This window comes from Caballeronia sp. NK8, assembly GCF_018408855.1.
Classification (GTDB): domain Bacteria; phylum Pseudomonadota; class Gammaproteobacteria; order Burkholderiales; family Burkholderiaceae; genus Caballeronia.
The window spans coordinates 214,702-227,168 of sequence record NZ_AP024322.1; the positions used below are offsets into that span (position 1 = coordinate 214,702).

At 64.8% G+C, this 12,467-nt stretch carries 10 protein-coding genes; 9 read left to right on the top strand and 1 reads right to left on the bottom strand.

All coding sequences use genetic code 11. From position 1 onward, the window contains the following. Nucleotide 1 precedes the first annotated feature (1 nt). The 4 genes from NK8_RS01070 (at nt 2) to NK8_RS01085 (ending at nt 3,615) form a co-directional block, all read left to right on the top strand. Nucleotides 2-1,111: a heme A synthase gene (locus NK8_RS01070; RefSeq protein ID WP_213226877.1), complete on the top strand. Its 1,110-nt coding sequence runs from the start codon at nt 2-4 to the stop codon at nt 1,109-1,111. A 9-nt stretch (nt 1,112-1,120) separates the two neighbouring features. Further along, on the top strand, nt 1,121-2,026 hold the full coding sequence (cyoE, locus tag NK8_RS01075; RefSeq protein ID WP_213226878.1) for a heme o synthase: 906 nt from the start codon (nt 1,121-1,123) through the stop codon (nt 2,024-2,026). Beyond that, complete coding sequence (locus NK8_RS01080; protein WP_213226879.1) at nt 2,023-2,613, top strand: SCO family protein; 591 nt, start codon at nt 2,023-2,025, stop codon at nt 2,611-2,613. The genes cyoE and NK8_RS01080 overlap by 4 nt, the downstream gene beginning before the upstream one ends. 189 nt (nt 2,614-2,802) lie before the next feature. Beyond that, entirely contained in the window at nt 2,803-3,615 is an 813-nt protein-coding gene (locus tag NK8_RS01085; protein ID WP_213226880.1) for a MetQ/NlpA family ABC transporter substrate-binding protein, read from the top strand. A gap of 60 nt (nt 3,616-3,675) precedes the next feature. Here NK8_RS01085 and NK8_RS01090 read toward each other — a convergent pair whose 3' ends face one another. Continuing rightward, nucleotides 3,676-4,602 (bottom strand): bifunctional helix-turn-helix transcriptional regulator/GNAT family N-acetyltransferase, encoded by a 927-nt coding sequence (locus NK8_RS01090; RefSeq protein ID WP_162064769.1) that lies wholly within the window; start codon nt 4,600-4,602, stop codon nt 3,676-3,678. Nucleotides 4,603-4,920: 318 nt separating this feature from the next. On the opposite strand from NK8_RS01090, the gene NK8_RS01095 reads away from it, so the two are divergent. The 5 genes from NK8_RS01095 to nagE all read left to right on the top strand — a co-directional run bounded on the left by NK8_RS01095 (nt 4,921) and on the right by nagE (nt 12,397). Further along, the gene (locus NK8_RS01095) at nt 4,921-5,655 is read left to right on the top strand and encodes a GntR family transcriptional regulator (protein WP_213226881.1); all 735 of its coding nucleotides are present in this window, start codon (nt 4,921-4,923) and stop codon (nt 5,653-5,655) included. Nucleotides 5,656-5,819: 164 nt separating this feature from the next. Further along, nucleotides 5,820-6,923: an N-acetylglucosamine-6-phosphate deacetylase gene (gene nagA / locus NK8_RS01100; protein WP_061172689.1), complete on the top strand. Its 1,104-nt coding sequence runs from the start codon at nt 5,820-5,822 to the stop codon at nt 6,921-6,923. Continuing rightward, nucleotides 6,916-7,923: an SIS domain-containing protein gene (locus NK8_RS01105; RefSeq protein WP_162066731.1), complete on the top strand. Its 1,008-nt coding sequence runs from the start codon at nt 6,916-6,918 to the stop codon at nt 7,921-7,923. Before nagA ends, NK8_RS01105 begins: the two co-directional genes overlap by 8 nt. A gap of 12 nt (nt 7,924-7,935) precedes the next feature. Next, nucleotides 7,936-10,524, top strand: a complete 2,589-nt coding sequence (ptsP, locus tag NK8_RS01110) for a phosphoenolpyruvate--protein phosphotransferase (protein ID WP_213226882.1) — start codon at nt 7,936-7,938, stop codon at nt 10,522-10,524. A gap of 85 nt (nt 10,525-10,609) precedes the next feature. Next, nucleotides 10,610-12,397 (top strand): N-acetylglucosamine-specific PTS transporter subunit IIBC, encoded by a 1,788-nt coding sequence (nagE, locus tag NK8_RS01115; protein WP_213226883.1) that lies wholly within the window; start codon nt 10,610-10,612, stop codon nt 12,395-12,397. Nucleotides 12,398-12,467 lie beyond the last annotated feature (70 nt).

Here is a 12,467-nt window from a genome sequence, read left to right on the forward strand (position 1 = left end):
CATGTTCTTATTGCAACTCGGTCTGATCGGCATCTGCATCGCGCTGCTGCCGATGTCGTATGTCTGGGTCAAAGCCGATGACGACAAGTTCAGGAAACTCGTCTGGCTGACGACCTTCCTGACGCTCGATCTCATCATGTTCGGCGGCTTCACGCGCCTGACCGATTCCGGCCTCGGCTGCCCGGACTGGCCGGGGTGTTACGGCACGTCGTCGCCGTTCATCGCGCATGCGCAGATCACGGCCGCCTATCAGGCGATGCCCACCGGCCCCGTCAGCCTGATGAAGGCGTGGATCGAGATGCTGCACCGCTATTTCGCGATGGCGATCGGCGTGTTGATCATCGCGCAGGTGATCATCGCGTGGACCGCGCGTGTGAAGAAGCGTCCGCTGCATGTGTCGCCGTGGTGGCCGACCGGCATTCTGCTGCTCATCCTGCTGCAAGGCGCGTTCGGCGCGTGGACCGTCACGCTGAAACTGCAACCTGTGATCGTCACCACGCACCTGCTGCTCGGGCTCGCGCTGCTCGGCGTGCTCGGCTGGCTCGCCGCGCGCATGACGCCGATTCCCTCGCTCGACTCCGCGGCCGCGCGCTGGATGCCCGCCGCGGTGTTCGGCTTGCTGCTGCTCGTCGTGCAGATCGCGCTCGGCGGCTGGGTCAGCACGAATTACGCAGTGCTCGCGTGCACGAACTTTCCGCTGTGCAACGGCCAATGGGTTCCGCCGATGAACTTCGAACACGGCTTCCACCTGTGGCGCGCGCTCGGCATGACCGGCGACGGCGACGTGATCTCGCAGGACGCGCTCGTCGCGATCCACTGGACGCATCGAACGTTCGCGGTCGCAGTCGTCCTGTATCTGCTCTGGCTCGCCTCGCGGCTGCGACGATTCGAATCGCTGCGAAAACCCGCAAACGGGGTATTGTTGATGATCGTGGTCCAGTTCCTGACGGGCATGTCCAACATCGTGCTGCAATGGCCACTGCCGATCGCGGTGGCGCACAACGGCGGGGCCGCGATCCTGTTGCTGCTACTCGTTATGCTAAACTTTCGAATCTCTTCCAGCCGTCCCGGCCGCGCCGCAATTCCCGCGCGCGACGTCGTTTCAGCGTGACTCCACATCATGGATAGCACGACACTACATTCCCCACTTGGCAGCCGCGTCTCGCAATACATTGCGCTGACCAAGCCGCGCGTCACGCAGCTCGCCGTGTTCTGCGCCGTCATCGGCATGTTCCTGTCCACGCCCGGCATGGTGCCGTGGGACAAACTGATCGGCGGCGTTGTCGGCATCTGGCTGCTGGCCGGCGCCGCATTTGCAATCAATTGTCTCGTCGAGCAGAAAGTCGATGCGAAGATGCGCCGCACCGCGTGGCGCCCTTCCGCGCGCGGGCAGATCACGCCGGTGCAAATCCTGACGTTCTCGGCGGTGCTCGGCGGCATCGGCATGTGGACGCTCTACACGTTCACCAATCCGCTCACGATGTGGCTGACCATCGCCACGTTCGTCGGTTATGCGGTCGTCTACACGCTGCTGCTCAAGCCTTATACGCCGCAGAACATCGTGATCGGCGGCGCATCGGGCGCGATGCCGCCCGCACTCGGCTGGGCCGCCGTGACCGGCACCGTGCCCGGCGACGCGTGGATTCTCGTGCTGATCATCTTCGTGTGGACGCCGCCGCATTTCTGGGCGCTCGCGCTGTATCGCCGCAAGGACTACGAAAACGCCGGCCTGCCGATGCTGCCGATCACGCATGGCGAGAAGTACACGTTGCTCAACATCTTCCTCTACACGCTCGTGCTGTTCGCGGTCACGCTGATGCCCTATATCTCCGGCATGAGCGGCGTGGTGTATCTGGCGAGCGCGATCGCGCTCGGCGCGGGTTTCATCGGCTATGCGTGGAAGATGTATCGCGATTACTCCGATGCGCTCGCGCGCAAGACCTTCCGCTATTCGATCGTGTATCTGTCGCTGCTGTTTGGCGCGCTGCTCGTCGATCATTACGTACGCACGGTGATCGGCGCATGATGGTCCTGATTCGTCGTTTCTTCGCGCTGCTTGTTTTCGCGGCGCTGCTCTCCGCGTGCGAGAAGGCGCCCGATTTCAAGAATCTCGACATCACCGGCAACAAGCAGTTCGGCAGCGATTTCTCCCTGCCCGATACGCACGGCAAGACGCGCACGCTCGCTGATTTCAAGGGCAAGGCCGTCGTGTTGTTCTTCGGCTATACGCATTGCCCGGATGTCTGCCCGACGACGCTTGCGGAGCTCTCGCAAGCCATGCAGCAACTCGGCGACAAGTCGAAGGACGTGCAGGTGCTGATGGTCACCGTCGATCCGGCGCGCGATACCCCCGATCTGCTTGGCCAGTATGTGGCGGCGTTCAACTCGTCGTATATCGGTTTGCGGCCGGCGAGCGATGCGCAACTCGCGCAACTCGCCAAGGACTTTCGCGTGTACTACGCGAAGTCGCAGGGCAAGACGCCCGACGATTACACGATGGATCACACTGCCGCGAGCTACGTGTTCGACAAGGACGGCAAACTGCGTCTCTTTGCCCGCGACGGGCAGGGCGTCGAGCCGTGGGTTCACGACCTGAAGCTGTTGATCGACTGATTGCGAAAGTGGCCCATGCGGGCCACTTTTCTTTTCAGGCGGCCGAACACGCCGCAAGTGATATTCACATGAGCATTCGGTATTTCAACTCGCAACAAAGCTGTGCGAATATCCGGCACCCGGTCGACTCGCTAGCCGGGCGCGAATCACGCAATCCCAGCACCAACGCATCATCGAAACAGGAACACCATGCAGCGCAGAAATTTGCTCAAAGCCGTTACCGCCGCCGTGGCATCCGCCGCGCTCTTCACGAGCCTCGCCGCTCACGCCGATGACAAAGTGATCAAGATCGGCACCATCAGCGGCCCCGACGCGCAGATCTGGCAAGTCGTGCAGAAGGTCGCGAAGCGCGAAGGCCTCAACGTGAAAGTGATCGAATTCAACGACTACGTCCAGCCGAACGCGGCGCTCGACGCCGGCGATCTCGACGCGAACAGCTTTCAGCATCAGCCGTATCTCGATAGCCAGGTCAAGCAGCGCGGCTACAAGATCGTGAACGCCGGTCTCACGTATATCTCGCCGCTCGGCGTCTATTCGAAGAAGCTGAAGTCGCTGAAGGATCTGCAGCAAGGCGCGAAGGTCGCGGTGCCGAACGATCCGTCGAACGAGAACCGCGCGCTTCTGCTGCTGCAATCGCAAGGCGTGATCAAGCTGAAGGCGGGCGCTGGCACGAACGGCAGCAACGCGACGGCGCTCGACGTGGCCGAGAATCCGAAGAAGATCAAGCTCGTCGAACTCGATGCCGCGCAATTGCCGCGCACGCTCGCCGATGTCGATGCTGCCGCGATCAATACGAACTTCGCGCTCGCCGCTGGTCTGCAGCCGACGAAGGACGCGATCGCGCTCGAGGACGTGCATAGCCCGTACGCGAATCTGATCGCGGTGCGCGCGAAGGACAAGGATCAGCCGTGGGTGAAGAAGCTGGTCGCCGCCTATCAGTCGGACGACGTGCGCCAGTTCCTCAAGAGCGAGTTCAAGGGCTCGGTCGTGCCTTCGTTCTGAGAGCGACTGCTTCGAGCTTCAATGACGGCGTCCCTGGGACGCCGTTTTTTTCGTCGCGGCTCAGTCGGCGAAAATCTGCTGTAGTTCCCTTTGCCATACGATACCCGAAGTTCCTTCCTGCACCGGTGTGAAACCGGTTCGCATGAACAGCGCGCAGAGATCTTCCTGCGGTTCGTCCAGCCGGCAGATCACCTGCTCGTAGCGCGCACCGTGGGCGAAGTTCGTGCATGCCGCGACGAGTTGTTCGCCCAGCCCGCGCCGGCGAGCGCCCGGCTCGACGAACAGCAGTTCGATGCGCGCCTGAGTTTCGGATTCCGCAGCAAGTATCGCCGCACCGACACGCGTGGCATTGCCGTGCTCCGCCACCCAGCAGGCGATGCGCGGGGTATTCGACTGCATGTCCGCAAGAAAGCGCGACACCTTCCTTGCCGCGTATGCCTCGCTGAAAAGCTTCGGTTTGTCGCCGGAATACAGGTGCACGTGACGCTCGATCATCCAGCCGAAGTCGCCGCCGCGCGGCACGCGCAGCCTCGTCTCGCCTTCGCAATAGGATGACGAGAGCAAGCGTTCGACGTCCGCCATGGCCATGCATAGATGATCGATTTCGGCGGAGGTCAGCCGTTTGAGCAGCGTAGCGGTCTCGGCCGAAACGTGGAGGTCGAGCGCGTCGACCTGCGCTTTCGCCTCGGGCGTGATCCGGAGCAGGTGCGCGCGGCCGTCCGACTCGTTCTTTCGTCGCACCACGAGGCCGAGCTTCTGGAAGTTGTTGATCAACCGGCTCAGATAACCCGTGTCCAACCCCAGGTTGCGCGACAAGTCCGCAGCGGTGGTAGCGCGCCCCTGCGCCAGTTCATGCAGAATCCGCACTTCGGTCAATGAAAAGCTGCTTTTATGCAGCCGCTCGTGAAGGGCACCGGTATGGCGCGCATAGAAACGGTTGAAGCGGCGCACCGCTTCGACGGCCCGGCTCGGATCAGGACAACCCATCGCTTAAGTCTCTCTCAGTTTTGTTGAAATTGATTGTGAATCCGAATTAATGAAGCCATTGTGCCAAAGAAGCACGACCGTGCGAATACGAAAATGCCCGAAAAGTGGGTAAAAAGGCAAGTAAGTAGCCAGTTCGTCAACTGGGCTGTCATGCGGGTAAGTCCCGATAGCGGAAATGTTCCGTTTAACTTTGCTAAACACCTTGTAACTAGTTGATTTAAATAGAATTTTGACGTTTGGCCTAAGGGTGCGCGTTAGCGTTGACTGGTATTATGTTGGTTATATAATGGGCTCCACTTCAGCAAGCGAGACCGTCCAATGGAGCATGGCTGGCAAGATCTGACGCCTGACGCGCGTAGCGATACGCCGCTTTATCTCCAATTGGCGTCGCGTCTTGCCACCGCAATCCATGCCGGCTCCTGGACGGCCGGCGAGGCGCTGCCCTCGGAGCGCACGCTGTCGGAACGTGTGGGTGTGTCGCGTATCACGGCGAGAAAGGCCATCGCGCTGCTCGTCGAGCAAGGCTTGATCCGGCGCGTGCGCGGCGCGGGCAGTTTCATCACGCCGCGCGTCGAAGATCCGCTGTCCCGCCTCACCGGTTTCACCAGGAAGATGGAACAGCGCGGCTTCAGGCCCGATTCGATCTGGCTAGATCGCGGACTAAGAGCAGCGAATCGCGATGAATCGGTGCGTCTGGGCTTGTTGCCGGGCGCGGCCGTTGCGAGCCTGCGACGGCTGCGGCGCGCGGACGGCATCGTGATGGCGGTCGAGCAATCGACCCTGCCGGTGGCCGTCGTGCCGGACCCGCTTGCGATCGGCGCTTCGCTGTATCGGTATCTGGAGGAGCGTGGGTCATCCGTGGTGCGCGCGCTGCAACATTTCCGCGCGGTCAACGCGGGCGCGGAAGTCGCGCGGCTGATGGGCGTGGCGCCGCGCGCAGCGCTGCTCGTGATCACGCGGATCGGCTATTGCGCGGATCAGCGCGCGATCGAATTGACGGACACCTACTGCCGCGACGACTACTACGACTTCGTCGCGGAACTGCATCGATAAGCGTCGGCACAGACGCGCGGCACCCGAGACGCATCAAAAGAGCAATCAAGAGAACGAGAGGACCCAAGGAAGCCGTTCGCTTATTTCGCGACGAAAGCCTGCTCGCAGCACGGCGCGGACGGCACTGAACCTCATCCATGCATCGCGTACTTCCAGAGAAACTCATGCTGAAAGGAAACATACTCACGACCGACGGCTGGATCCACGGCTCGGTCCGCTTCGAGAACGGCCGCGTGACGGCGCTCGAAGGCCATATCGCCGATCCGCTCGCCAACGACGCGCCGTACATCCTGCCGGGCTTCATCGACCTGCACGTGCACGGCGGCGGCGGGCGCGACATCATGGAAGGCGGCGATGCGGCGGACACCGTGGCGCGCCAGCACGCGCAGCACGGCACCACGAGCCTGCTCGCCACCACCATGACCGCGCCGCGCGACGAGCTCATGGAAGTCGTCGCGGGCCTGGGCGAACAGGCGAAACACCGTGCCGCCGGCGGCGCGCGCATGCTGGGCGTGCATCTGGAAGGCCCGTACATCAATCCGGGCAAATTGGGCGCGCAGCCCGACGCGGCCGCCGTCGCGGTGCGCGACGAAGTGCTGAAATACCTCGAACTCGCGCCGATCCGCGTCGTGACGATCGCGCCGGAAATCTCCGGCCATCTCGACATCATTTCCGAACTGGCCGCGCGCGGCGTGCGCGTGCAGCTGGGCCATTCGCTCGGCACGTACGACGACGCCGTCAACGCGCTCAAGCATGGCGCACGCGGTTTCACGCATCTGTTCAACGCGATGTCGCCGCTGCATCACCGCGACCCCGGCATGGTCGGCGCGGCGCTCGCGCATGCGGAATACGCCGAACTCATTCCCGATCTGCTGCATGTGCATCCGGGCGCCATTCGCGCCGCGATGCGCGCGATCCCGCGTCTCTATGTCGTGACCGACAGCACGTCGGCGGCCGGCATGCCCGACGGCGAATATCGCCTGGGCAGCCAGCATGTCACCAAATGCATGGGCGGCGTGCGTCTCGCGGACGGCACGCTCGCCGGCAGCACCCTGACGATGGATCAGGCGCTGCGCAATCTCGTGTCGCTGGGCATTCCGCTCGCGGACGTCTCGAATCGCCTCTCGCGTTTCCCCGCCGACTATCTCGGACTCGAAGACCGCGGCCGCATCGCGCGCGGCGCATGGGCCGATCTCGTCGTGCTCGACCGGGAACACGCGCTGACCGCCACGTATGTCGAAGGAGAATCAATTGTCGAATATGCTTAATGAAGCGCTGGAGTCCGCCGACGTCGTCGCGGCCCAGCTCGCCGATACCTCGTCTATCGAAGCGCTCGCGGTCAAGCTCGCCGAGCAGCCGCGCCATGTCGCGCTGACGGTCGCGCGCGGCAGCTCGGACCACGCCGCCAGTTATTTCGCGAGCCTCGCGATGAGCCGCATCGGCATTCCGGTTGCATCGCTGCCGATGTCGGTCGCCACGCTCCAGCAGGCGCCGTTGCGTGTCTCCGGACAACTCGCCGTCGCGTTCTCGCAATCGGGCAAGAGCCCCGATCTCGTCGGCACGATGCAGGCGCTGCGCGACGCGGGCGCGTTCACCGTCGCGGCCGTCAACGTCACCGGTTCGCCGCTCGAAAGCGCGTGCGAATACTTCCTGCCGCTGCTCGCGGGTCCCGAACTGTCGGTGGCCGCGACCAAGAGCTATATCGCGATGCTGTCGCTGTCGGCGATCGTGATCGCGCACGTTCAGCGCGACGTCGAATTGCTCAACGCGCTCAAGTCGCTGCCGGACGGCTTGCGCGCCGCAGGCAAGCTCGACTGGACGCGCGCCGTGAACGAGCTGAAGGACGTCGATCGCATGATCGTGATCGGCCGTGGCCTCGGCCTCGCCATCGCGCAGGAAGCCGCGCTCAAGCTGAAGGAAACCTCGGGCATCCAAGCCGAAGCATTCTCCAGCGCGGAAGTGCGTCACGGTCCGATGGAAATCATCGACAAGGATTATCCGCTGCTCGTGTTCGCGCCGCGCGGGCCGGAGCAGGCGGGGCTGATCCAGCTTGCCGCCGACATGCGCGCTCGTGGCGCGCGCGTGCTGCTCGCCGCGCCGGCCGACGTCGCGCAAGCGGAGTTGCCGCTCGTCGCCACCGATCACCCTGCGCTCGATCCGATCGCCGCAATTCTTTCCTTCTACGTGATGGCCGCGGGTCTGGCCGCAGCGCGCGGGCGCAATCCCGACGCGCCGCGCCACCTGAACAAGGTCACCGAAACCCATTGAGTGAGCTAGCCGATGCGCCGTGCCGAGGAGTCACTGTTGAACCATTCCATCGATAACCCGAACGATGTCGTGCTGCTTGCGCCGTTCACCGGTCCCGTCGTGCCGCTCGCCGACGTGCCGGACCCCGTGTTCGCCGAAGGCATGTTCGGCGACGGCATCGGCATCGATCCGCTCGATAACGTGCTCGTCTCGCCCTGCGACGGCACGATCACGCATCTCGCCCGCACGCATCACGCGGTGACGCTGCGCACGAAGGAGGGCGCGGAGATCCTCGTGCACATCGGCATCGACACGGTCGGGCTGGGCGGCAAGGGTTTCACGCCGATAGTCGAGCAGGGCGCAACCGTGCGCGCGGGCCAGCCGCTCATCGAGTTCGATGCGGACTTCGTCGCGCAACACGCGCCGAGTCTCGTCTCGGTGATCGCGGTCGCGAACGGCGATGCCTTCGATGTCGTCGATCGCGCCGGGCGCGGCGTGCTGAATGCGGGCGCGCGCTTGCTGGTCTTGCGCGCGAAGCACGGCGAGAGGGCGGAAACCGCGCGCTCCGGCGCGCTCGTCACGGAAGAAGCGCGCCGCAGCGTGACGCTGGCGCATGCGGGCGGTCTGCATGCCCGTCCGGCGGCGCGGGCGCGCGAGGCCGCGCGTGGTTTCGACGCCAAGGTCGAAGTGCGCTACGAAGGCAAGAAGGCGCCGGTGGAAAGCGTGGTCGGCCTGCTCGGACTCGGTGCGGGCGAGGGCTCGACCATCGAACTGGTCGGTATCGGTGCTCAGGCGCAACAGGCGGTCGAAGCCGTCGCCGCCGAATTGCTGCGCGCGGCGCTGGGCGAAGTCGAAGAGACGCCCGCGCGCGCCAAGTCGCCCGCGCCGGTCGCGAAGGCAGCCGCTGCCGGCGAGCCGCTGCCGCCGAATACGCTGGCTGGCGTGTGCGCGGCGCCGGGCATCGCGGTCGGCAAGCTGGTGCGCTGGGACGATCAGGAGATCGTGCCGCCGGAACAGGCGAGCGGCCAGTCGGCGGCGGAAAGCCGTGCGCTCGACAAGGCCATCGCGCAGGTCGATGCCGATCTCGACGAGACCGTGCGAACCGCGTCGCAGCGTGGCGCGGTCGGCGAAGCGGGCATTTTCGCGGTGCATCGCGTGCTGCTCGAGGACCCGACGCTCGTCGACGCCGCGCGCGACCTGATCAGCCTCGGCAAGAGCGCGGGCTTCGCGTGGCGCGAGGCGATCCGCGCGCAGATCGCGCTGCTGTCGAACGTGCAGGACGAGCTGCTCGCCGAGCGCGCCGCCGATCTGCGCGATATCGAAAAGCGCGTGTTGCGCGCGCTCGGCCTCACGAGCACGGCGGCAGTCGAGCTGCCGGCGGAAACCGTGCTCGCGGCCACCGAGTTCACGCCGTCCGACCTGTCGTCGCTCGACCGCACGCGCGTCACCGCGCTCGTGATGGCGCGCGGCGGCGCGACTTCGCACGCGGCGATCATCGCGCGGCAGATCGGCATTCCGGCGCTCGTCGCCATCGGCGATGCGCTGCACGCGATTCCCGAAGGCACGCAAGTGGTCGTGGACGCATCGGCGGGCCGCATCGAACATGCGCCGACGCAACTCGACGTCGAACGCGCGCGCGCCGAACGCGAGCGTCTCGCGAACGTGCGTGAGGCGAATCGCAAGATGTCGCAGGAAGCGTCATCGACGAAGGACGGCCGCCATATCGAAGTGGCCGCGAACATCGCCACGCTCGACGATGCCAAGGCCGCCGTCGAGAACGGCGCGGACGCGGTCGGCCTGCTGCGCACCGAACTGCTGTTCATTCATCGCCAGTCGGCGCCGACGGTCGCGGAGCATGCGCAAAGCTATCAGGGCATCGTCGATGCGTTGCAAGGCCGCACCGCGATCATCCGCACGCTCGATGTCGGCGCGGACAAGGAAGTCGACTATCTGACGCTGCCGCCCGAGGAAAACCCGGCGCTCGGCCTGCGCGGCATCCGTCTCGCGCAAGTGCGCCCCGATCTGCTCGACGATCAGTTGCGCGGCCTGCTTGCCGTGAAGCCGCTGGGCGCGGTACGCATCCTTCTGCCGATGGTGACGGACGCCGGCGAACTGCAGCGCCTGCGCGCGCGCATCGACGAACTGGCGCGCGAAGCGGGCCGCACCGAGCCGATCGAAGTGGGCGTGATGATCGAAGTGCCGTCGGCGGCGCTGCTCGCCGACCAACTCGCGAAATACGCGGATTTCCTCTCGATCGGCACCAACGACCTCACGCAGTACACGCTCGCGATGGACCGCTGCCAGCCCGATCTCGCCGCGCAGTCCGACGGCCTGCATCCCGCCGTGCTGCGCCTCATCAAGGTGGCCGTGCAGGGCGCGGAAAAGCACGGCAAGTGGGTCGGCGTGTGCGGCGCGCTCGGCGGCGATCCGGTCGCGGCCCCGTTGCTCGTCGGCCTCGGCGTGACCGAGCTGTCGGTCGATCCGGGCACGGTGCCCGGCATCAAGGCGCGCGTGCGCAATCTCGATTACCAACTGTGCCGTCAGCGCGCCGAGGACTGCCTCGCGCTCGAATCGGCACAGGCAGTAAGAGCGGCAAGCCGCGAAATCTGGCCGCAGGACTGATCGTCCGTCCTTCTGACAGCTTCGCGGAGCCTTTTTCGCAATCCCCGCAGCAGTAACGACAAGACTTATATTTTTGGAGAACCCGATGGACGCCAACCCGTTTGCAAAGATGCAGCGACTAGGCCGCGCGCTGATGCTGCCGATCGCCGTACTTCCGGTGGCCGGCCTGCTTCTGCGTCTCGGCCAGCCTGATGTCTTCAACATCAAGATGATCGCCGACGCCGGCGATGCGATCTTCACCAACCTTCCGCTTTTGTTCGCCATCGGCGTGGCGGTGGGCTTCGCGAAGGACAACAACGGCACGGCGGGTCTCGCCGGCGCGATCGGCTATCTGATCGAAGTGGCGGTGATGAAGGACATCAACGACAAGCTCAACATGGGCGTGCTGTCGGGGATCATCGCCGGGGTGATTGCGGGCTACATGTACAACCGCTTCAAGGACATCAAGCTGCCCGAATATCTGGCGTTCTTCGGCGGCAAGCGCTTCGTGCCGATCATTACGGGCGTCACGTGTCTGATACTCGGCATCGTGCTCGGCTACATATGGCAGCCGGTGCAAGCGGCCATCGACACCGCAGGCAACTGGCTGACGACGGCCGGCGCGCTCGGCACGTTCGTGTTCGGCGTGCTGAACCGCATCCTGCTCGTGACGGGTCTGCATCACATCATCAACTCGCTCGCATGGTTCGTGTTCGGCTCGTTCACGCCTCCGGGCGGCGGCGCGGTGGTGCACGGCGACCTGCATCGCTTCTTCGCGGGCGATCCCACCGCGGGCGGCTTCATGACCGGCTTCTTCCCGATCATGATGTTCGGCCTTCCGGCCGCGTGTCTCGCGATGTTCCATGAAGCGCCGAAGGAGCGCCGCGCGATCGTCGGCGGCCTGCTGTTCTCGATGGCGCTGACCGCGTTCCTCACGGGCGTGACCGAACCGATCGAATACAGCTTCATGTTCCTCGCGCCGGTGCTCTACGCGATCCACGCAGTGCTGACGGGTCTGTCTCTCGCGATCTGTTCGGCGCTCGGCGTCCATCTCGGCTTCACGTTCTCGGCGGGCGCGATCGACTATGTGCTGAACTACGGCCTGTCGCAGCGCGGCTGGATGGCGATTCCGATCGGCATCGTCTATTTCGTCATTTACTACGGCCTGTTCCGCTTCTTCATCCGCAAGTTCAACATGGCGACGCCGGGCCGCGAGCCGGCCACGACTGACGCAGAAACCGATGTCGCAACCACGGTCGATGGCGGTCTGATTCCGCCGGTTCCGGGCGCGGCGGCTGTGTCGAACACGCGTGCGGCGAAGTACATCGCGGCGCTCGGCGGCGCGTCCAACCTGACGCTCGTCGATGCCTGCACGACGCGTCTGCGTCTGTCGGTGGTGGATTCGGAGAAAGTGTCGGAGCCGCAGTTGAAGGGCATCGGCGCGCGCGGCGTGCTCAAGCGCGGCGCGACCAACGTGCAGGTGATCATCGGACCGGAAGCCGACCTGATCGCCGATGAAATCCGCACCGAGCTGGAACATTCGTCGACGCGTGGCGCGACGCCGGCATCGTCGACGCCGTCACAACCTGTGGCAGCGGCGGCGAGCGCCGACCAGACGCCCGGCCCGCTCGATCCGGACCCGTTCCGCTGGCTCGCCGTGTTCGGCGGCGCGACCAACATCGCTTCGATCGACGCGGTTGCGCAGACGCGCCTGCGCGTGGTCGTGCGCGATCCGTCTTCGGTGGATCGTCAGCGTCTGTCGTCGCTGGATGTTGCGTGGGTGTCGGCCGATACGTTCCACATCGTCGTGGGCGCGGCGGCGCAGCGTTATGCGACGCAACTGTCCACGCGTCTGTCGGGCAACGGCGGCGGCACCGCGCCGATGCCGGCGTGATGCGGTAGTCGATGGTTGAAAGCAGGCGGCGCCTTCGGGCGCCGTTTGCTTTTCAGGCCAAGGTCAAAAG